General features: G+C 37.2%; 22 protein-coding genes. 4 read left to right on the top strand and 18 right to left on the bottom strand.

Going from position 1 to position 19975, the window contains the following annotated elements; translation table 11 throughout:
* Window positions 1-16 precede the first annotated feature (16 nt).
* From OZX60_01880 to OZX60_01820, 13 genes are all read right to left on the bottom strand, one after another.
* On the bottom strand, window positions 17-316 hold the full coding sequence (locus tag OZX60_01880; protein ID WEV45520.1) for a YlxQ-related RNA-binding protein: 300 nt from the start codon (window positions 314-316) through the stop codon (window positions 17-19).
* 1 nt (window position 317) lies between these two features.
* Entirely contained in the window at window positions 318-611 is a 294-nt protein-coding gene (locus OZX60_01875) for a YlxR family protein (protein ID WEV45519.1), read from the bottom strand.
* 9 nt (window positions 612-620) lie between these two features.
* Window positions 621-1721: a transcription termination factor NusA gene (gene nusA, locus OZX60_01870; GenBank protein WEV45518.1), complete on the bottom strand. Its 1101-nt coding sequence runs from the start codon at window positions 1719-1721 to the stop codon at window positions 621-623.
* 21 nt (window positions 1722-1742) lie between these two features.
* A complete protein-coding gene (gene rimP, locus OZX60_01865; GenBank protein WEV45517.1) occupies window positions 1743-2213 on the bottom strand; it encodes a ribosome maturation factor RimP in 471 nt (156 codons plus the stop codon).
* Between the two features lie 164 nt (window positions 2214-2377).
* Window positions 2378-3283, bottom strand: coding sequence for a DMT family transporter (locus tag OZX60_01860; protein ID WEV45516.1), 906 nt, complete (start codon window positions 3281-3283; stop codon window positions 2378-2380).
* 228 nt (window positions 3284-3511) lie between these two features.
* Window positions 3512-4822 carry a ribosome biogenesis GTPase Der gene (der, locus tag OZX60_01855; protein ID WEV45515.1) on the bottom strand — a complete coding sequence of 437 codons (1311 nt, stop codon included), beginning with the start codon at window positions 4820-4822 and terminating at the stop codon, window positions 3512-3514.
* Window positions 4823-4927: 105 nt separating this feature from the next.
* The gene (gene dnaI, locus OZX60_01850; GenBank protein ID WEV45514.1) at window positions 4928-5821 is read right to left on the bottom strand and encodes a primosomal protein DnaI; all 894 of its coding nucleotides are present in this window, start codon (window positions 5819-5821) and stop codon (window positions 4928-4930) included.
* Window positions 5821-7014, bottom strand: a complete 1194-nt coding sequence (locus OZX60_01845; protein WEV45513.1) for a DnaD domain protein — start codon at window positions 7012-7014, stop codon at window positions 5821-5823. The genes dnaI and OZX60_01845 overlap by 1 nt, the downstream gene beginning before the upstream one ends.
* 10 nt (window positions 7015-7024) lie before the next feature.
* A complete protein-coding gene (nrdR, locus tag OZX60_01840) occupies window positions 7025-7498 on the bottom strand; it encodes a transcriptional regulator NrdR (GenBank protein WEV45861.1) in 474 nt (157 codons plus the stop codon).
* Between the two features lie 55 nt (window positions 7499-7553).
* Window positions 7554-8192: a tRNA (guanosine(46)-N7)-methyltransferase TrmB gene (gene trmB, locus OZX60_01835; protein WEV45512.1), complete on the bottom strand. Its 639-nt coding sequence runs from the start codon at window positions 8190-8192 to the stop codon at window positions 7554-7556.
* Window positions 8193-8210: 18 nt separating this feature from the next.
* A complete protein-coding gene (locus tag OZX60_01830) occupies window positions 8211-8996 on the bottom strand; it encodes a phosphotransferase family protein (GenBank protein WEV45511.1) in 786 nt (261 codons plus the stop codon).
* A gap of 62 nt (window positions 8997-9058) precedes the next feature.
* Entirely contained in the window at window positions 9059-10123 is a 1065-nt protein-coding gene (locus OZX60_01825; protein WEV45510.1) for an ABC transporter permease, read from the bottom strand.
* Window positions 10116-10856 carry an ABC transporter ATP-binding protein gene (locus tag OZX60_01820; GenBank protein WEV45509.1) on the bottom strand — a complete coding sequence of 247 codons (741 nt, stop codon included), beginning with the start codon at window positions 10854-10856 and terminating at the stop codon, window positions 10116-10118. Before OZX60_01820 ends, OZX60_01825 begins: the two co-directional genes overlap by 8 nt.
* 163 nt (window positions 10857-11019) lie before the next feature.
* Between OZX60_01820 and OZX60_01815 the strand changes: the two genes are divergently transcribed.
* On the top strand, window positions 11020-11445 hold the full coding sequence (locus tag OZX60_01815; protein ID WEV45508.1) for an HIT family protein: 426 nt from the start codon (window positions 11020-11022) through the stop codon (window positions 11443-11445).
* Between the two features lie 22 nt (window positions 11446-11467).
* On the top strand, window positions 11468-11755 hold the full coding sequence (locus OZX60_01810; protein ID WEV45507.1) for a hypothetical protein: 288 nt from the start codon (window positions 11468-11470) through the stop codon (window positions 11753-11755).
* A 16-nt stretch (window positions 11756-11771) separates the two neighbouring features.
* On the opposite strand, the gene OZX60_01805 is transcribed toward OZX60_01810, so the two are convergent.
* Complete coding sequence (locus OZX60_01805; protein ID WEV45506.1) at window positions 11772-12725, bottom strand: serine hydrolase; 954 nt, start codon at window positions 12723-12725, stop codon at window positions 11772-11774.
* A gap of 1 nt (window position 12726) precedes the next feature.
* On the bottom strand, window positions 12727-13533 hold the full coding sequence (locus OZX60_01800; protein WEV45505.1) for a peptidase: 807 nt from the start codon (window positions 13531-13533) through the stop codon (window positions 12727-12729).
* A 244-nt stretch (window positions 13534-13777) separates the two neighbouring features.
* On the opposite strand from OZX60_01800, the gene OZX60_01795 reads away from it, so the two are divergent.
* On the top strand, window positions 13778-14422 hold the full coding sequence (locus OZX60_01795) for a type II CAAX endopeptidase family protein (GenBank protein ID WEV45504.1): 645 nt from the start codon (window positions 13778-13780) through the stop codon (window positions 14420-14422).
* 64 nt (window positions 14423-14486) lie between these two features.
* Here OZX60_01795 and OZX60_01790 read toward each other — a convergent pair whose 3' ends face one another.
* Window positions 14487-15371 (bottom strand): aquaporin family protein, encoded by an 885-nt coding sequence (locus OZX60_01790; GenBank protein WEV45503.1) that lies wholly within the window; start codon window positions 15369-15371, stop codon window positions 14487-14489.
* A gap of 153 nt (window positions 15372-15524) precedes the next feature.
* Between OZX60_01790 and OZX60_01785 the strand changes: the two genes are divergently transcribed.
* Window positions 15525-17807: a Xaa-Pro dipeptidyl-peptidase gene (locus OZX60_01785; protein WEV45502.1), complete on the top strand. Its 2283-nt coding sequence runs from the start codon at window positions 15525-15527 to the stop codon at window positions 17805-17807.
* Window positions 17808-17829: 22 nt separating this feature from the next.
* Here the strand turns inward: OZX60_01785 and OZX60_01780 are convergent, their stop codons facing one another.
* Entirely contained in the window at window positions 17830-18768 is a 939-nt protein-coding gene (locus OZX60_01780; GenBank protein ID WEV45501.1) for a glycosyltransferase family 2 protein, read from the bottom strand.
* Between the two features lie 92 nt (window positions 18769-18860).
* Window positions 18861-19889 (bottom strand): adenosine deaminase, encoded by a 1029-nt coding sequence (add, locus tag OZX60_01775; protein WEV45500.1) that lies wholly within the window; start codon window positions 19887-19889, stop codon window positions 18861-18863.
* Window positions 19890-19975: the final 86 nt, after the last annotated feature.

Below are 19975 nucleotides of genomic sequence, written 5' to 3'. Positions count from 1 at the left end.
GTCATCTAGCTTATCTCTATTTCTCCATAAGTTCTCCCATCTTTTTAGCAAATCCCTTATCAGTCACAGCAATAACCTTGCGTGGTTCACCCACTGCCTGACTAAGTTCAAGGGTACTAAAAATATCTGTCATGCTTACTTCGTAATAGTTAGTTTTATCTGTTATTTTTTTGATTAAATTCTTTGAAGCATCATGGCCTAAAAAGACAAGTTTTGCCTTACCATTTTGGATGCTTTTTACTACTAGGTCCTCACCACTTGTAAGCTTTCCAGCTCTCTTGGCAAGTCCTAATAGGTTTAATACTTTATTATTCATTTTATTCGAGTCCTAGATCACGGCGGGCAACCCTATGATCAACATATTTAATGAGTTCTTCATAAAAGTCATCTGAAAGGCTGGTCTGAAAAACACGGTCAAAAACTCTTTTTTTCTTAGCCATCGCTGCTTCCTCATTTGAAAGGGCAAGATAGGCCCCTCGTCCGTGAGCCTTCCCTGTCGGATCAATTGAAATATTACCCTCTTTGTCAAAGGCAATTCTTAAAAGATCTTTCTTAGGAAACTGCTCATTGGAAACAACTGATTTTCTCATTGGTACCTTACGTGTCTTCATGTGAACTCCTTAGTCTAGAACTTCATTATCTAAATCTTCAATGGCTTCTTCTGCTAGAACTTCCTCAGCAGCTGCTTCAAAGTCACTTACTGATTTAATATCTAGTTTGTGGTTTGTAACGTGGGCTGCAAGACGCACGTTTTGTCCGCGTTTACCAATGGCAAGACTTAATTGATCATCTGGAACAACTACTACTGCCTGTTTTGGATTTTCTGGATCAAGGATAACTTGGTCAACTGTTGCTGGTTTAAGAGCATTTGCAATTAGGACCTCAGGTGATTCATCCCACTCAATAATGTCCATGTTTTCTCCGTGAAGCTCTTTAACAACCTCTTGGATACGGGCTCCACCAACACCTACGATAGTACCGATGGCGTCAACATTTTCCTGGTTGCTGCGAACCACAACTTTAGCACGGTCTCCAGCTTCACGAGCGATGCCCATGATTTCAACAGTTCCATCATATACTTCAGGAATTTCTTGTTCAAACAAGCGTTTAAGAAGTTCTGGGTGGCTACGGCTTACAAATACTTGAGTTCCTTTTGAAGTCATCTCAACCTTGTAGACATAAACTTTAATCCGGTCGTGTGCCTCATATTTTTCCCCTGGGATTTGGTCGCGTTTTGAAAGTTGCGCTTCAATTTTTCCAAGGTTAACAAAGATAAAGCGGTTGTCAAAGCGTTCTACAGTACCAGTCATGATTTCATTTTCATAGCGTGAGTACTCATTGTAGATGATTGTGCGCTCTTCTTCGCGCATCTTTTGCATGATTACCTGTTTAGCAGCTCCTGCAGCAGTTCGGGCAAAATCTGCAGTTTTTTCTTCAAAACGAAGACGGTCACCAATCTCATAGTGAGGGTTTAGAAGTAAAGCATCTTCTAATGAAATTTCAAGACGACTGTCAAAAACCTCATCAACTACTTCACGAACTGTAAAGACTTGGAAGTCTCCTTTTTTCTCATCAAAATCAACTTCAACACTCTGCGATTGTCCAAATTGTTTTTTGTAGGCAGCTGTCAAAGCCTGTTCAATTGCTTCAACGACTACTTCTCTTTTAATTCCCTTTTCTTCTTCAAGAATAGTCAGGGCACTTAGCATTTCCTTGCTCAACTTTTTTTCCTTTCTGGTATCCTAAAACTTTACAGATGTACGAGCTTTAGCGATATTTTTCACATCAATTTCTACAGTTTTGTGTTGACCCTTGTTTAAGTAATCAATTGTTAATTTTTCACCATCAAAGGCTACTAAATCACCAACAAATTCTTTTTCCTTGTCAACTTTGGCATAAAGGCTTACAAAAATGTACTTGCCAACAGCTCCTGCAAAATCAGAAGCTTTTTTAAGTGGACGCTCTGCACCAGGACTTGCCACTTCAAGCATATACTCTGATGGGAAGGGGTCTGGTTTAATTTCATCAAGGGCTGGGCTAATAATTTCCGTCATATCAACCGTATCTTGAAGGGCAATCCCTCCAGGTTTGTCAACCAGGACACGTAGAACAAAATCTTGTCCTAATTTTTCCCACTCGACGTCTACAAGTTCATAAGGTTCAGGAAGAAGGGGTGTGATATGGTTACTCACAATATCAATAATTTCTAACATAATACCTCCTTTTCTTTAAAAAAGTGAAAAAATAAACACAAAGAGCGAAACAAGTTCGCTCCTTTCATGTATTTTATTACATAGTACCACAAAATATTTTTTTTAGCAAATATTCCAGATGAATTATAAGGTCTTTATATATCCCTACTTGCCTCAATTTTTATCTAACTACCCTGTCCCTTGTATTTTTGGGGAAGAGATTGTAAGATCGCCATAATTAAAATTAAAACAATCCCAATAATTTCTGGTAGATTTAGTCTTAAATGTAAGAACATAACAGACAAAAGGGTGGCCGTTAGTGGCTCAAAGGAACCTGAAACGTTAGTAACCTCAGGTTTAAGATAATTTAGGCTGGTAACATAAAATAAGTGAGCAAGCATGGTCCCAATAATGACAATATAGACAAGCTCTGCAAGAAAACTATGGTCAATAGCTTGCGGATGATTTAAAACCAGAGTAGGCATTAAGGGAAGGCTACCAATAAGCATACCCCAACCACAAACTAATTTAGCATCATAGTGCTTGAGAAGTTGAACAGGAAGTAGGGTATAAAAGGCACTAACCAATCCACAAGATAATCCAAAAAGTAGACCTGCTAGTGAAATCGAAAGACTATTAATATTTCCTCCTGTAGCTAGAAGAAAGGTTCCTAGCATGGCAAGCGCCACTGAAAATACTGCAAACCTACTAGGCAATTTATGATTTTTGACAGCTAAATATAAGATAATAAAGACTGGACTTGTAAACTGCAGGACTGTTGCTGTTGAAGCATTAGAAAACTTAATTGCTAAAAAATAAAGCAACTGTATGGGCATCATCCCAAAGAAGCTAAATAACAAAAGCTGCCTTCTAAAAGAAGGATTAGACCATATTGAGAAGATTGATTCCTTATTAGCTAGCCTGTAATTAACTAATAATAAAGCTCCTGCAACCGAGAGACGGATACAAACCACCCATAAAGGAGAAACATTCTGAGTAGAAAACATATACTCAGCAACAGGGCCTGATGTTCCCCAAAGAATTGCTCCACTGATGACTAGTAGTAGACCCAGCCATTTTTTATTTTCCATAATATCAAATCCTTTGTATTTCTATTTTATTCTATTAACTATATAGATAGGTCTTATTTATTGAATCATTAAAAAAACCGATAAATAAAGGCCAAAATCAATAATAGCCAAGCAACTAGTAGTAATAAATTTCTAATAATTCATTACTACTGATTACTTAGCTACTAGGTTTAAATTTTTACTCTGCCTTATTAAACTAAATTAAACTAAGTCTAAAAGGCAGAAAGCTTATTTACGTTTACGGGCAATAATCTTAATCGGAGTTCCCTCAAAGACAAAAGCCTTACGAATTTGGTTTTCTAGGAAACGAGCATATGAGAAGTGCATAAGTTCTTCCTCGTTTACAAAGATTACAAATGTTGGTGGCTTAATAGCCACCTGAGTTCCGTAGAAGATTTTCAGACGACGTCCCTTGTCTGTAGGAGTCGGATTGATTGCTATAGCATCCATGATTACATCATTTAAAACAGATGATGGGATACGTAAGTTTTGTGAAGCTGAAACTTCTTTAATCATTTCAGGCAATTTGTGCAGACGTTGTTTGGTCTTGGCTGATACAAAAACAATTGGAGCATATGATAGATATTGGAACTGATCTCTAATATCTGCCTCAAAATTTTGTAGGGTTTTATTGTCTTTTTCAAGGGTATCCCACTTGTTAACAACAATAATCACACCTTTTCCGGCCTCATGGGCAAATCCTGCAATACGTTTGTCGTACTCACGAATCCCCTCTTCAGCATTTAGGACCATAAGAACGATGTCGCTCCGGTCAATGGCACGCATGGCACGCATTACAGAGTATTTTTCAGTTGATTCATAAACTTTACCACTCTTACGCATCCCTGCAGTATCAATCATTAGGTACTCTTGACCTTCTGGATCAACAAAATGAGTATCGATTGCATCCCTTGTTGTTCCTGCAACAGGGCTTGCGATAACACGCTCTTCACCTAGAATGGCATTAATCAAGCTTGATTTACCAACATTTGGACGTCCAATAAGGGAGAATTTGATTACATCTTCATTTTCTTCCTCTTCTTCAACTGGAAGATTTTCAACGATAGCATCTAAAACGTCCCCTGTACCAATCCCGTGGGATGCTGATACTGGATAAGGATCACCCAAACCAAGTGAATAAAAGTCAAAGATATCGAGACGACGCTCTGGATTATCAACCTTATTTACCACAAGGATTACTGGCTTGTCGGTTCTGTAAAGAATTTGAGCGACATATTCGTCAGCGTCAGTAACACCAGCTTCTCCGTCAACTACGTGGATGATAACGTCCGCTTCATCCATGGCGATTTCAGCTTGGGCTTTAATCTGAGTCATAAAAGGCTCGTTTGAAAGTTCAATCCCCCCTGTATCGATTAGAGAGAATTTTTTGTTCAACCACTCACCGACTGCATAAATACGGTCACGAGTTACTCCTGGTGTGTCCTCAACAATTGAGATACGCTCACCTGCGATACGGTTGAAAATCGTCGATTTCCCAACATTTGGGCGCCCAACGATGGCTACTGTAGGTAAAGACATTCTTACCCTCCTTATATCTACTAAGTATTTCATTTCTGAAATAAAATTTATGCACAGCTGTTAGCCAACTACGCAGCTATTACTAATTTATGATAGGCAAAGTTTTTAGTATCGCCTATTTTCTCCCTCAAGTCTCAGTTCACTAGTTAAATAACGAACTCGCTCCATCACTCTTTTAGCCGGCCAAACCTCATTGGCATTTTTTGTTTCAGCCAAATGTTTTTCAAGACCGGAATAATCAAGATTTGAGGTAAAGAAGGTCGGTAAATCCTCCTGCATCCTATACTGGAGGATGACTTGTAAGACTTCATCCCTCAACCAAGAACTTGCTTGTTCTGCTCCGATGTCATCAATAACTAGGACGTCAGCTTTTTTAGTTTCATCAAGCATGGCCTTAACCCCATCTGTTTTGATGGAATTTCTTATATCAATGGCAAAGGTTGGATAATGGATAATGGTTGTTGCTACACCTTTTTTAGCCAGCTCACAAGCCATAGCTGCCATCATATATGATTTTCCAACCCCAAAGTCACCGTAAATATAGTAACCTTTTGAATGGGAGGTAAAGTTATTAATATAGTCATTAAGAACCATTAGGCAGTCAACACGGTCAAGATCAAGGCTTACATCAGCCCACTCCAGATTCTTAAATGACCTTGGAAGACCAACTAATTTAACCCTTCTCTTGAGACTGGCTTCTTTTTTTCTACTTTCAAGTTCAGCTGTAGGTTTATAAGAGATATCAGCATAACCGTAATTCATGATCAATATGGGCTCATAACCCTTTGAAGCATAGTTTGAATTGCCTGCTCTAAAATCAGCTATCTCCTTGAGGTATTTATAAAAGTTTGAATAAGACCTAGAAACCTCCTGGGGGGTCATCTTATGTTTTAGAATAAAAGATTTAATTTCCTCATTCTTCATAAGATCCTCAACCAGGCGTTCATAGTTGGCCCGCATCTTTGGATTTTCGTCTATAATATTGCCGATTTTTTCCATCAGTTTCCAGCCTCCCCTTTACGTCTTAAAGCTTCCTGCCGCAATTCTTCTAGCTTTTTAAGTTTTTCAACCTGCTCTTCACTATAGACCTTCTCTTTGGGTGCCTCGTGCCAATCAGGCACCTTAGCGCTTGATTTTGTTTTGTCATGACCTTTAGAATTATTAGCCCGCTCAAGATTTTCATTTTTAAAGTCAATGATTCGCCTCATGGCACCTTCAGCACTAGTAACCCGGTGCTTGTTCCAATCAGCTAAAACCTTTTCTAAAAATTTCTCATTAAGACTGGCCAAATTGCTTTGGATTAAGGAATAATGAATGAGGATATTTTGAACCTCATCTGGAGTACCATTACGTGATAAATCAATTAAAAGCTTTCTCTCATCGTTAGTTATAAAGAGATTTTCTTGATTTTTTAAGGCAGTTAAAAATTCAAGGGAGGTCATTGATTTGGCAATTAGGACCAAACTTTTTTCATCACTGGTAAAGGACTCCATGTCAATTTTATCTTGATTTTGGGGACTAAGACTTGCAATTAACCCTTCAAGATTTAAAGTTCGATTGGGGTTAATGGTCTTTTCGGCCAGCTTGAAGAGCTCATACCAATTGTAATTATATTTTTCAGCAATCTCATAAAGTCTTAAAACTTCAGTATTTTCATTGGTAAAGCTTATTTTCTGCTGTTTCATAATATTTTTAAAACTTGTCAAATCAAATTGCTCTGATGAAGCTTGTTCAGCTAAAGATTCAAAGTCACCACTGAAATTAACCCGGAAGACTTCTGAGAATTTTTTAGATAGTTTATTTTCAAACCTATCCTCTAATTTTGCCAGACGCTCAAAGGCTTGCTCCCCAATCCTGCTTAAAAGAAGGCGAGAATAAAATTCATCCGCTAAAAAATCAGACGGATTTTTAGGACTTTTAAATTCAAGTTGATAGGTTTTCTTATCACTATAGATGTCCAAAAGTCCCATGGCTGAAAGTTTATCTAGGGAATCATTAAAGTCAACGACACCTATATTCAAGTGATTTAAAACATCTGAAACACGGTTGGAGTCAGATGTTGTTAAATATTGGTAAAGGACAATCGCTGTATGACCAACTATGGGAAGGTAAAAGCGCACTAAAAGATCTGCTGACCAGGATAAGCGATTCTTATTAATCAAAGTAAACTGTTCAACTGGCCTAAGATGCATACTTCCCTCCCTATAATTTGTCGGACCCAAGTCCCTTATTGGTTATGTTTCTAAGCAATTCTTCAAGTTCACTTACGTCCTTAAAGCTTCTATAAACACTTGCAAAGCGGACATAGGTTATCTCATCAAGGTCTGCAAGCTCATCCATTACATAACCTCCGATGATATCAGTTTTAACCTCATTTTCACCAAGTAGGCGAACCTTTTGTTCCACGCGCTCAACTGCATTTTCCATATCTTCAATTGAGACAGGACGTTTCTGGGCTGAACGGATAATTCCAGTTAAAATCTTATCGCGATTAAAGACCTCCCGGCTGTTATCTTTTTTAACAACCAAAAGAGGCATCTCCTCAATTCTTTCAAAGGTGGTAAAACGATTACCACAGTTTTCACATTCCCTCCGGCGGCGGATGGCTCTTCCATCTTCAGCCTGCCTAGAATCAATAACTTTAGAACTTTCATGTTGGCATCTTGGACAACGCATAATAGTAGACCTTTTACGTGACAAGCACAACCTTCTCTATCTTATTTGCTTATTATTATTTAAATTGAGCTTCTAAACGGTAGATAACCTGACCCTTAGAAGAAAACTTAGCTTCATATTCAGTCATGACATTTCCCTCATAATCTGATGCATGAAGGTCAAGCCAAACCTGATTTAAAACCATACCGTATTGGCTCATACTTGAAAGACTATATTCAAAAAGTCCACGGTTATCAGTCTTAAAGTGAATCTGTCCCTTATCAACAAGAATCTGCTCAAAGGTTTTAATGAATGACTTGTAGGTAAGCCTTCTTTTCTCATGGCGTGTTTTTGGCCAAGGATCTGAGAAATTCAGGTAAAGAAGATCGACCTCACCGTCCTCAAAATAATCAGTCAAATCACTTCCATCAACCCGTAATAATTGGACATTTGGCAAATTAGCCTCAAGCACCTTATCAAGAGCATAGCTTAAAACGCTCAACTGGATATCAATACCTATGTAGTTGATATTTGGATTTTGAGCTGCCATGCCGGTAACAAAGGCACCTTTTCCTGATCCAACTTCAATATGGATTGGGTTATCATTTCCAAAACGTTCATGCCAGCGACCTTTAAAAGACTTAGGATCTGCTACCACAAATTGGGGGTTATTTTCGATATATTCTGCACTACCCTTACGGTTACGTACACGCATGTTTACTTCCTCTTAACTTTAATTATTGAAATTTTTAATAAATTCTCTTAAACCATCAATTTCACGGTCAACCCTCTTATCAAGTCCTTCGGCCTCATAGATCATAATCTGACGAAGAAATGATAGCTTACCATACCATAAAATATCTTTAAATAAATCATCACTAGGCTTATAACCTGAATAAAGGAGCCACTCCTCCCAGTCTGAAACAGGAATATAATGGGATAAAATATGGGCTATATCAACTAGGGGACTAGTAAGCATAGCTGTCTCCCAATCAACCAAATAAATTTTTCCAGTATCTGATCGAACCCAATTTTTATGATTAATGTCCCCGTGGACTACAAAAGCCTGAGCCTTGTCAAAGCTTGGAATCTCTTGTTCCATACCTTCAAGAATGGTCCTTAAAAATTGATTAGAGGCATCGTCTCCTAGCTTAAGCTTCATACACTCATTTAGTAAATCATCTGGTCCATAAGCGACTTTTCCCATCTTAAAAAAGGTCTCAACCAAGCTTTTATTTCGGTGAAGATTACTTAAAACAAGATTTATTTGCCTGTCTTTCATCTCTTTAGCAGCTAAAACCCCACCATTTATCCACTCCTGAGCACTCATTGTGTCTCCTGTAGGGGTTCTTCTGCTCCACAAAAGTCTCGGAGCTATCTCCTCTTTTGCTACGGCCACCAAAAGAGGGGTAGAGTTCCGTTTTATAAAGGCCCTTTGAGATCCAAGAGTGCCGTAAAAAGTATTACCAGTCGATCCTTTTATCGGTATCAACTGCCAATTTTCATCAGTTTGTAACATACAAAAACTTCCTAGATTCTCATGATATGGCTAATTTAAAAATTAACCTAGTTCTTACTATTCTACCTTTTTAAATCCTTTGAGTCAACCTTGCTTCTTACATAAAGAGACAAAATAAGGAGACTTCCTAGAGGTATTAAAAGAACCATTAATTTATTTGAAAAAACAAGAAGGGCAAGGACAGTTTGGCAGCAAGTAACAATCAAAAGAAGGTATTTTAAAAGACCATAGAGATTTTTGCTTTTGATTTCAGGACTTACCGGGTAAATTCTACTTAATAGCTGGTAGTCATAGGAAGTTTTAAGGGTAATCAGCTGAAAAATTAGAATGAAATTTAAAAGGAGAACTAAAGGAAGGACTAGCGTCTGACTCTTTATAAGAATTATTAGAGCAAAGGAAATTAAACTAAGGCGCAGGTAGAGGCCCAAATAATCACCAGTTCTTAAAAAATGTCTTAGGTAAAGGTTAGAATAGGTAAACTTGTGTTCTTTTTTCACCAAATTTAATAGACCATCTAGGTATTTTCGCCTTTTAACGGCAGGTTTTAAGCCTGGAATATCAACAAACTGACTATAGATTTTTAAAATACTAGCCTGCCTCCTCTCCTCCTTAGAAATAGCCTTATCCCAGGAAAAAAGACCATTCTCATAGTAGGAAGCAATCTCTTTTTTCATTAGTAAAATTTTAACTAGAAAAAGAAGACCTACTTGCAAGGGCAGAACCCAAAGACCCACCATAAAAGATTTGGCAGTTAAAGGATAGAGAATTAAAGATAGCAAACTAAAGGTTAGCAGAGGAAAAAGGAGGGATTTTTTCAAGGAAATATTCAATTGACCCTGCAGCTCTTCTTCCTTGGCTAAGAGGAAGAGACGGTCTGCCTCTTCAAAAAATGTAGCCAGCCGTCCAAGGAATAAACTAGCTAATGATACCAGAAGAACAAGAACCTTTCCTAGATTCCAATTATCAGGTACTTCTTTTACCAGCTGGGAATATTGGATCATTAAAAATCCAAGAAGAAGGAAGATAATAATGACAAAATGGTCATTAAAGACATATTTAAGATATTTTCCATTTTTCTGGTGGAAGTTGCGCCTTCGACCTTCAAAAACCTGACTAAGCTTATTCATAACTTGCATCACCTTTCGTTAAGGCTATGTAAATGTCATCAAGGCTTGCCTGGGGCATTTTAAACTTAAGCCTCAAATCATCAATCGTTCCGTCCGCAACAACTCGCCCGTCATGAAGGACGATAAACTTGTCGCAAAATTTTTCTGCTGTCGAAAGAATGTGGGTACTCATCAAAATCGCTGCCCCCTGTTTTTTCATTTCATACATGAGATCTATCAAATCTTGTATGGCCAAAGGATCAAGCCCTAAAAAGGGTTCATCAATGATGTAAAGGCTGGGATTAGTTAAAAAGGCACAGATAATCATAACCTTCTGTTTCATCCCCTTGGAGAAATTTTTAGGAAACCATTCAAGCTTATCCTTTAGGCGGAAGGTTTCCAGTAGTTTTTCTGCCCGGTTCATGGCTAAATCAAGGGGGATATCGTAGGCCATGGCAGTGATTTCAATGTGCTCTCTTAAAGTTAATTCCTCATAAAGGGAAGGAGTTTCAGGAATGAAACCAATTTGCTTGCGGTAGCTGTCGACCCCTTCACGAATACTTTTATCATTTATTTCAATGCTTCCTGCGTAAGGAACCAAAAGACCCATAATCTCCTGGATGGTTGTTGATTTACCCGCACCGTTTAAGCCAATCAGGCCAACCAATTGTCCATTTCCTACTTGGAAACTCACATCTTTTAAAACCTTGGAACCAAAATACCCACCTGATACATTATCAACCTTTAAAGTCATACTTCCATCCTTTCTTCTGCCTAACGACAGAATATCTTACTAGTTTAAAGTTCAAGCATAAGTTTTTACTAACAAACATAGGTAGAAGGTATCTCCTCTCCTACCAAGACTTATCTTGTGGCTTCTGTTATAATATGATTATAACAAATTCGGGGAGAAAGATATGAATGATTGTATTTTCTGTAAAATAATTAGTGGTGATATTCCTTCATTTAAGGTTTATGAGGATGAAGAGGTTTTAGCCTTCCTAGATATCACCCAGACAACCAAGGGACATACTTTAATTGTTCCTAAAAAACACAGCCGTAATTTACTTGCCATGGAAGAAGACGAGGCATCAGAGCTCTTTAAGAGGATTCCAAAAATTGCAAGGCACCTTAAGGATAAACTTGGAGCAAGCGGGATGAATATCCTACAAAATAACGAAGAGGTGGCTGGTCAAACCGTTTTTCATACCCATGTTCACTTGATTCCTCGTTATCAAGATGATGATGGCCTAACAATTTCATTTACTAATAATATGGATAGCTATGACCTACAAGAACTAGCTGGAGAACTCCTTTACGACCAAGAAGATTCAATAATTTAGCTAATGAACCAGGGGGAAGACTATGCATTCGACCTTAAAAAAAATAATTACTAATTTCATTGACGATCTTTCAAGCATGTCAAAAGACAGCAGGGATTTATTCAAGGATCAAAAGGATTTACGCCATAATAAAAGAAAGATCAAAAAGGAAATCTTTGATGCCCAGGTAGCTGGTCTTCAAATCAAAAGAGATTATAAGCTTTACTCTGAGAGTATCCAGGGTGATTTAAAGGATATGAAAGATAGCCAAAAGAGACTTAGAAATACTGTTAATCAGTTAAAAGAGAATATCAAAAAGCTAGACGACTAATCTAGCTTTTTTATTTTTATGAAAATTCTTTAATCATGAGATTAATCAAAATATTACGGTCTTCAATCCACTGGCTTCGTTCATCCTTCAAGTGCACCCGGTTACTTAAAAAGATAATCCCCTTCTCTTCTTTAAGGTTAATCAAAATAAAGGTTCCTGTATAGCCCGTATGAATCAACCAGTCGCCTAGTAAATCCCAAGCAAGACTCCTTCTTCCTTTTTCCGCGGCAAAATTTTTATCTAGGAGTTCGATTTTATTTGAAAAATATTCTTGGTTATAAAGGTAATTTTTAATGAATTCTTCTAAATCAACAAGGCTTGCAAAGATACCTGCACTTCCTGCATGACCTTTCAAAAGCCTAGCCTTGGGATCATGAACAATTCCTCTGGGAGTATCCTTATCAGTTAGTACTACTTGATTTTTAGCAGCTGGAAAAAAACTAGCAGTTGGCATGGAAAATTTTTCAAAAACTTCTTGATTAATTAATTCATCAAGGTCTTTTTTATAAATTTCTTCTAACATAAAGCCCAAAAGGATAAAGTTTACATCAGTATATTTAAATGATTTATCATCTGTAAGCTCAATATTATTCATGGCTTCCTTAAGTTCAGCCGCATCCAGCTGGTCCCTATTTTTAATAAAGGGGTTAACTCCTGTTGTATGGGTTAAAAATTCTCTGACTGTAAGGCTTCCTTCATGAAAGGCCGGATAATAGTCTTTTAGGGGTCTATCAATATCAATTGATCCTGTCAGATAATCCCTAATGAGAATTGTTCCAACACCTAGGACCTTACTGACGCTTGCTAAATCATAAAGAAGATTTTTTCTGGTAAGCTTGGGATAGGGGAAATTTTGTTGGAGGCCCAGATAGTAATTATGAATTTGACCCTTGTTGATAGTTGCAAAAGAAGCGCCTGGAAAAACGCCAGACGCTATATATTCTTTAATTAATTTGATGGTTTCTTTCATCTTAAACCTTCACTTTGTCCTTCATGATCCAGTTTTCAATGCCTGATTTGTCAGTCATGGTTAAAATTCTTTCCTGCTTGTTAACATGACAATCATAACCCATTTCCTCAAAGCGTTCAGCTGCTTCCCTTAAATCAAAGTCAGTTGGAACCTTAAATTCAAATATTTCTAAATCCCATGTTTGATCAAATTCAGCCTGTAAATCTTTGCCTTCTGCTTCAAAGAAATTAAGTTTAATAAAGGGTAATTCTATAGTATTTTCTTGGCCGTTAACTCCAAAGACATGACTGTAAAAATCCATAGCCTCAGATACATTTAAAACATTAATATCTATTTCAGCGATTTCATAATCAGATAGGCCCTTAAAATCATCTTTAAGAGATTCTAGGCTTTCAAGCTGTAAATCAATTTCTTCTAATTTTTTAGAATCATCTTCTCCGTGGATTAAAACTAAATCATTTTCCGGAGAGATTGCTTCAAAAGCATAGCCTTTTTCACCCTTGTAAATCTTTGATAATTTTTTTGAATTTAATTTTATAAGTTCTGTAATTTCACAAGGATCAGCCTTAATCACTAATCTCTTTAATTTTTTAATACCATCTGAAACTGCCCTAGTACGTGTTGCTGGTGACTCTTCAAGAATAAATTTTTCACTCTTGTTTACATGTCCCCCAAATACCGCAATTGAATTTTCTTCATATAAATTCTTTAACCCAAAAACCTGGCGGTAAAATTCAATATTTAAGTCCCGATTGTTCACTCGCACGCTAGGGATAAAATTTTTAATTTCCTCTATTATTTTATTCATCATGTCTCCTCATTGTTCGGTTAAAGCCTATTAAATGTGCAGAAGCACACAAATACCTTATACATTGTATGTATAAATAATCATTTTGTCAAAGAAATTAATGTATTTTTTGTTTTACATTATATTTCTAAATATTTCTATTATCAGTAAATTTAGATAATATAATAATTTACCCCTATTTTTTCATCTAATTCCCTTTTTTATGTACAAAAAAAGGAATCTCTGATAGAATGGAGCAATGAAAATGTTTTTAAAAAAATTAAATTGGATACCTTTATTTATCCTAAGTCAGGTACCTCTGCCGCTTATGATTTTAATTCCTGAAATCCGCAAGCAGGCCAAATATGATAGCCTTGACTACCTAATCTTTTTTGCAGCCTTTGGTCTTTTATTTTTTGTAACCTACTTTTATGCAAGGGGACTTAAAATTATTCCAAAATTCTCCAAATCATATCTGGATTTTAAAAAAATTGGAATTGGTTTTGCCTGTCTCTTCGTTGTTTCAATGATTGCCAATAGTTTAGCCAGCCAACTAGGAACATCTGAAACTGCTAATCAAACAGATTTAAATTCTCTTATGGCTAGCTCACCTGCAATTATTTTTGCCATCTGTACCATTTCAGCTGGTTTCTTTGAAGAATTAGTTTTTAGGGTTGGTATTTTTGAACTTCTATCACCCAAGCACCCTAAAATCGCAGCCCTTTTAGCAATTGCAGTCTTTGCCCTCATGCACGGACCGACTGATCTTGGAAGTTTACTTATTTACCTTTCAATGTCAATTGTGCTAACCATGCTTTATTATGAGTACCGAAATTTCTATGTCAATATGAGTGTCCATGCCTTATGGAATACAATGGTTACACTTCTGACTCTCTTGTATATAAACTAAAAACTCCTAAATTTAGGAGTTTTTTTGATGCAAAAAAGCCAATCCTAAGATTGGCTAAAATTCATTAGATATATAGAATTTTGAATAATGCTACTGCAGCGATACTTGCAAGAATTGGTGCTACAACTGGAGCCCATGCATACCACCATTTGCTATCAGCCTTAGCTTCACCAAGGATTGATTTTGGTAGTAGGAAGTGAACCAAACGAGGTCCAAAGTCACGCGCTGGGTTAAGTCCAGGTCCAGTAGGTCCTCCAAGAGCTGCTACTAGAGCCATAACTAGGAATCCAAGTCCCATGTGGGCTACTGCTACAGAACCGTGTCCGCCACCTAAGATAGTTGCGATACCTGATTGTACTTGTTGGTCGATGCTCATTTCGCTTAGTTTTTGACCTTGAGCTTCGATTAAACCTGTTACTGATTTAGTAACTTCAGCTCCAAAGAAGTTTTTAGTAAGACCCATTGCTCCAAAGAAAAGAACAAATGATCCAACAAACTCATTTAGGAAACCGTTAATAAGTGCTGGACGACGAGATTCAACAGTACCGTTATCTAGGTTATCAATAGTTGAGAATGTTCCTAGAACGTGGTTTGAGTTCTCAGTCTTAAGGAAGTAAGGACGGTATACTGAAACTAGTACAAGTTGTCCGAACATAGCACCAAAAACTTGAGCTACGATGTATGGTAAAACGTGTGCCCATGGGAAGAAGCCAGATACTGCTAAACCAAGTGTGAAAGCTGGGTTAATGTGGTTACCTGAAACGTTACCAAACATAAGTGCTGGGATCATTACACCCATACCGTATCCCCAAGCGATAGTCATCCAACCTGAAGCAAAACCTTTAGTACCTTTAAGGTCCACGTTAGCTACTGCTCCGTTACCTAAAATAATAAGTAAAGCAGTACCAATGAACTCAGTGATGTACTTGACTGTCCATGTTACATCCATAAAAAAAAACCTCCAAAAATTTTTAAATTCAAGTTATTCTAACAAGTTAAAATACATTTGTAAAGCATTATCAGGATTGTAAACGCTTAATTTTACCAATTATTTTTAGCTATGTTATAATCATCTTAATCTTTACAAAAGAAAGGTAAGTAAATGAAATTTAACCAATTTTCCATTGTTGAAAAAAGCATGGAAGAAAAAATTAACGAACTAAAAGAATTAGGATTTGATACTAGTCTTCAAGCAGACAATAAAGAACTTTTTAGCTCTTTTTTAGCCAAAATTCCCTATGACTTATCAACTCTACTAGCTAGCAACAAGGAAAGTTACCTGGACTTTTTAGCCAGCTCAAGTAAACTTTCTTGGGACGTATTTTATACTATTGGCCTACAGCTATTAGGATTTACAGCCTTCTTTGACTTTTCTCCCGAACAATCACTTGAATTTGCAAGTGACCTTGGAATAAATGTTCTAGAAGGAGAACTCTCGGCAGAGACTCTGATTGAAGCCTGGTACCTTCTTCTCCTAACCAGAAGCAAAGAGGGATCAATTTTAATCGAAAAATTTGTAGCAGATGATTTTCTTCCTATGGATAATAAGTATCATTTCTTTAATGATAAAAGTTTAGCCACCTTTGATACGAAAAATTTAATCAAAGAAGTTGTCTATGTTGAAAGTTCAGTTGATAGTAATTTTGACGGTAAAAAGGATCTCATAAAAGTTCAAATTATTAGACCAAAATATGAAGGAAAACTTCCCAGTGTTATGACGGCCAGTCCTTACCACCTGGGTGTTAATACTAAGGCAAATGACGACCGCCTCCACCCTATGGAAGCTGACTTAATTCAAAAGGAAGAAAAATCAATTGAGCTTATTAATCAGGATTTTTCTGACATTTTAAAAATCACTCCTTCTGCAGATGATTTACCCCTTACTGATGAAACTGAAAAATTTACCCACGGATGGACCTATACCTTAAACGACTACCTGCTAGCTCGCGGTTTTGCTTCAATCTATGTAGCTGGAATAGGTACCCGTGGTTCAGATGGATTTATGACCTCAGGAGACTACCAACAGGTAGCAAGTGTTACAGCAGTTATCGACTGGTTAAATGGAAGACGACCTGCCTATTCAAGTCACGCAAGAAAAGAACTTGTTGAAGCTGCCTGGGCTAACGGCCTAGTAGCTATGACCGGTAAATCTTACCTGGGAACCCTGGCCTACGGGGCAGCAACAACAGGGGTCCAAGGCCTTGAGGTAATCCTTGCTGAAGCTGGGATTTCAAGCTGGTATGACTATTATAGAGACAATGGAGCAATTTCAAGTCCTGGTGGTTTCCCTGGAGAAGATTTAGACGTCCTTGCGGCCCTTACCTATTCTAAAAATTTAGACGGAGCTGACTATCTTAAAAATAATAGTTTTTATGAAGGTGAACTTGATAAAATGACAGCTGAAATTGACCGGAAGTCTGGTGATTACAACCAGTACTGGCATGATAGAAATTATCTTCCCCATCTGGATAAGGTTAGGGCAGATGTTCTTGCCGTTCACGGTCTTCAAGACTGGAATGTCAAGCCTAAGCATGCCTATGAATATGTAAATGGTCTCCCTGAACACCTTGTAAGCCACAGTTTCCTTCATCAAGGAGAACATATCTACATCAATAACTTCCAAAGCCTTGATTTTTCTGAAACCATAAATACCTACTTTACTGGAAAATTATTGGGAAGAAAACTTAATTTAAAACTTCCAAAAGTAATCTGGCAGGAAAACAATGTTGAAGGACACTTCAAAGAGCTTGAAAATTTTGGTGAGGCGACTAGAAAAAACTTTAAACTAGGTCATGAAATTAGTAAATTTGAAAATAGCTATCCTCAAGATAAATTTACCAGCTACAGTCAAAATTACAAGAACTTTATTAAGGACCTGTATGAAGGCGAGGCTAATGCCAGCTATATTGACCTAAAAATCGACCAGGACCTTCTTGTAAATGGAAAAATGACCCTCAATGTCAGAATCAAACTTAATGATAGCAAGGGACTACTTTCTGCTCAGATCATTGAACTAGGTCAGAAAAAAAGATTGAATAGCCTGGCTAGTGTCCTTGAGCCTAAAGCCATCGATCTAGGACATAACTTTATCTATGATGATTTGAAGGAATTAAAACTAGCAGACAGTCCCTATAAATTAATCAGTAAATCTCTAATGAACTTACAAAATAGGGAGGATCTTTTGAAAATAACAGAAGTCCCTAAAGATACCTGGATGGACGTAAAACTTGATTTACAACCAACCATCTATCAGTTAAAAGCAGGTGATACAATAAGAATCGCCCTCTATTCTACTGACTTTGAATTAACGATTAGGGATAACAGACAGGTCACCTATGAAATTGATCTAGAAAACTCTTCTCTCTCTATTCCTTATACAAAATAAAAAGGAAGCTTAGGCTTCCTTTTTATTTTACCTTCAAATCAGCATCAGTTTCCCTGACAATATAAATGGGCCGTTTTTTGGTTTCCATAAAAATTTTACTTATGTATTTGCCAATAATTCCAAGCATTAGTAGGTTCACCCCACTGCAAAATAAAATAATTACCACAAGAGAGGGCCAGCCCTGGGTTTTATCCCCAAAGGCTAAGGTTTTTATAATAATAAAGATTGCCCCAATAAGAGAGATGAAAACTGACAAGATTCCCCCGTAAGTAGCAATATTGAGTGGCACTTCTGAAAAATTAATAATTCCCTTTAATGAATAGCTAAGAAGGCTCCAAAAATTCCAACTACTTTTTCCTGCCACTCGCTCCCTGTTCTCATATTCCAAGTAAATGGTATTAAAACCAACCCAGGTAAAAATTCCCTTAGAAAAACGATTGTATTCATGAAGCTCAAGGATGGCATCAACCATCTGCCTGGTCATTAGACGAAAATCTCGTGCCCCGTCAACTATCTCAGTTTCACCTATCATATTAATCAACTTATAAAAGACGTGGGCAAAGATTGACCGAATGACGGGTTCTCCCTTCCTGGTGGTCCTCCTACATCCCACACAGTCCACATCAGGATCTTGAATCTTATCGTACATCTCTAAAAGAAGGACTGGTGGATCTTGAAGGTCAGCATCCATTACGGTTACATAATCTCCTGAAGAAGCTTTGAGCCCCGCATAAAGGGCTGACTCCTTACCAAAATTTCTTGAAAAGGACAGGTATCTAACATTTGGATGTCTAAAAGAGAGGTCCCTTAAAATATTCAAGGTAGAGTCCTTACTTCCATCATTTACAAAAAGATACTCAAATTCAAGCTTACCCTCCCTACTAATTTTTTCCATTTCCTTGAAAAAAATGGGAAGGACCTCTTCTTCATTATAGCAAGGAACAACCACTGATATTTTCATTAAACTCTCCCACTCCCACAAAAGTAAATTTCTTTGTCATATATGTTAAGCATTCTAACATATTTTAAAAAAATTTTCCCCTCTGATCATGATTAGAGAAAGTCCTGATAACTACTAATGAATTCTTCCCTTAACTGATCTTTTTCTTCCTGATTAATAAAGGCTCCTTCAAGGGCATTTAAATTAACCTTTAAAAAGTCCTTTGGTTCAAAGTCATACCAGTCCGCAATCTTTTGATATTCCTTGTTTAAATTGGTATTACTGACAGTCCTATTGTCCGTATTTATTGTTACTAGAACACCAGCCTCATATAATTTTTTAAAGGGGTAATTTTCGAGGCTGTCAATTGCCCTGGTTTGAAAATTACTGGTTGGTGCCATTTCAAAAACAATCCCCTGCTTGGCTAGATTAGAAAATTCCTGCGGCAGCTCCCCAATAGCCACCCCGTGACCAATCCTTGTTGCTCCAAGCTCAATAGATTCAAGAACATTTTGACCACAGCCGCATTCCCCGGCATGGAGGGTCAGATTAATTTCCTGTTTCTTGATTTTAGCTAAGAGATCAGTGAATAGACCTGGTGGAAAGTTTTTTTCATCACCAGCCAAGTCAAAGCCGTTTATATATTTAGAAGAAAGTCCCTTTTGGGTAAAAAGATCTAAAAGATCAAGAAGATCCTCCGGACTCTCATGACGAAGGCCACATATTATTCCACCCATTTTAATATCAAAATCGGCTTCAGCCCTTTCAAACCCAAGACAGACGGCTTCAACCACCTGCTTAAGGCTTAGTCCTTCTCTTGTATGAAGTCTCGGTGCAAAGCGAATTTCCATGTACTTAACCTTATCTAAATTAGCCTGCCTGGCAAGATCATAAGAGGCCAGGCTTAAATTTTCTGCGGTCTGTAATAGGGGCAAAACAAAATCAAAACAAAGCAGGTAGTCTGCCAAAGATTTAACCTGCTCTGAGGCATGAATCTTTGTCCTTAAAACATCATCATTTTGAGGAATTTCAAGCTGTGATTTCTGGGCCAGCTCTCTTATTAAATCCATTGATAATGAGCCATCTAGATGACAGTGAAGTTCTGTTTTAGGTAAGTTTTCAATTATGTCAGATGTTAACACGTTTGCCTCCAAAAAAGATTTTCTTTATAGAATATCTTTTTTTACAGAAAAAAGCAAGGTTGGTCCAGTAAAATTCAAAAAAATTA

The sequence above is a fragment of the Streptococcaceae bacterium ESL0687 genome (genome assembly GCA_029392475.1).
GTDB lineage: Bacteria > Bacillota > Bacilli > Lactobacillales > Streptococcaceae > Floricoccus.
Note: the sequence above shows the minus strand (reverse complement) of the source record. Positions and strands in the feature narration are given on the sequence as shown.

Coding starts and splice junctions, on each gene's coding strand:
- OZX60_01875 (WEV45519.1), bottom strand. CDS start 611: ATGAAGACACGTAAGGTACCAATGAGAAAATCAGTTGTTTCCAATGAG.
- OZX60_01825 (WEV45510.1), bottom strand. CDS start 10,123: ATGAATAAGCTTAGTCAGGTTTTTGAAGGTCGAAGGCGCAACTTCCAC.
- dnaI (WEV45514.1), bottom strand. CDS start 5,821: ATGGAAAAAATCGGCAATATTATAGACGAAAATCCAAAGATGCGGGCC.
- OZX60_01805 (WEV45506.1), bottom strand. CDS start 12,725: ATGAAAGAAACCATCAAATTAATTAAAGAATATATAGCGTCTGGCGTT.
- der (WEV45515.1), bottom strand. CDS start 4,822: ATGTCTTTACCTACAGTAGCCATCGTTGGGCGCCCAAATGTTGGGAAA.
- OZX60_01820 (WEV45509.1), bottom strand. CDS start 10,856: ATGACTTTAAAGGTTGATAATGTATCAGGTGGGTATTTTGGTTCCAAG.
- nrdR (WEV45861.1), bottom strand. CDS start 7,498: ATGCGTTGTCCAAGATGCCAACATGAAAGTTCTAAAGTTATTGATTCT.
- OZX60_01800 (WEV45505.1), bottom strand. CDS start 13,533: ATGAATAAAATAATAGAGGAAATTAAAAATTTTATCCCTAGCGTGCGA.
- OZX60_01810 (WEV45507.1), top strand. CDS start 11,468: ATGCATTCGACCTTAAAAAAAATAATTACTAATTTCATTGACGATCTT.
- OZX60_01815 (WEV45508.1), top strand. CDS start 11,020: ATGAATGATTGTATTTTCTGTAAAATAATTAGTGGTGATATTCCTTCA.
- OZX60_01845 (WEV45513.1), bottom strand. CDS start 7,014: ATGCATCTTAGGCCAGTTGAACAGTTTACTTTGATTAATAAGAATCGC.
- trmB (WEV45512.1), bottom strand. CDS start 8,192: ATGCGTGTACGTAACCGTAAGGGTAGTGCAGAATATATCGAAAATAAC.
- OZX60_01795 (WEV45504.1), top strand. CDS start 13,778: ATGTTTTTAAAAAAATTAAATTGGATACCTTTATTTATCCTAAGTCAG.
- OZX60_01780 (WEV45501.1), bottom strand. CDS start 18,768: ATGAAAATATCAGTGGTTGTTCCTTGCTATAATGAAGAAGAGGTCCTT.
- rimP (WEV45517.1), bottom strand. CDS start 2,213: ATGTTAGAAATTATTGATATTGTGAGTAACCATATCACACCCCTTCTT.
- OZX60_01880 (WEV45520.1), bottom strand. CDS start 316: ATGAATAATAAAGTATTAAACCTATTAGGACTTGCCAAGAGAGCTGGA.
- OZX60_01790 (WEV45503.1), bottom strand. CDS start 15,371: ATGGATGTAACATGGACAGTCAAGTACATCACTGAGTTCATTGGTACT.
- OZX60_01785 (WEV45502.1), top strand. CDS start 15,525: ATGAAATTTAACCAATTTTCCATTGTTGAAAAAAGCATGGAAGAAAAA.
- OZX60_01860 (WEV45516.1), bottom strand. CDS start 3,283: ATGGAAAATAAAAAATGGCTGGGTCTACTACTAGTCATCAGTGGAGCA.
- OZX60_01830 (WEV45511.1), bottom strand. CDS start 8,996: ATGTTACAAACTGATGAAAATTGGCAGTTGATACCGATAAAAGGATCG.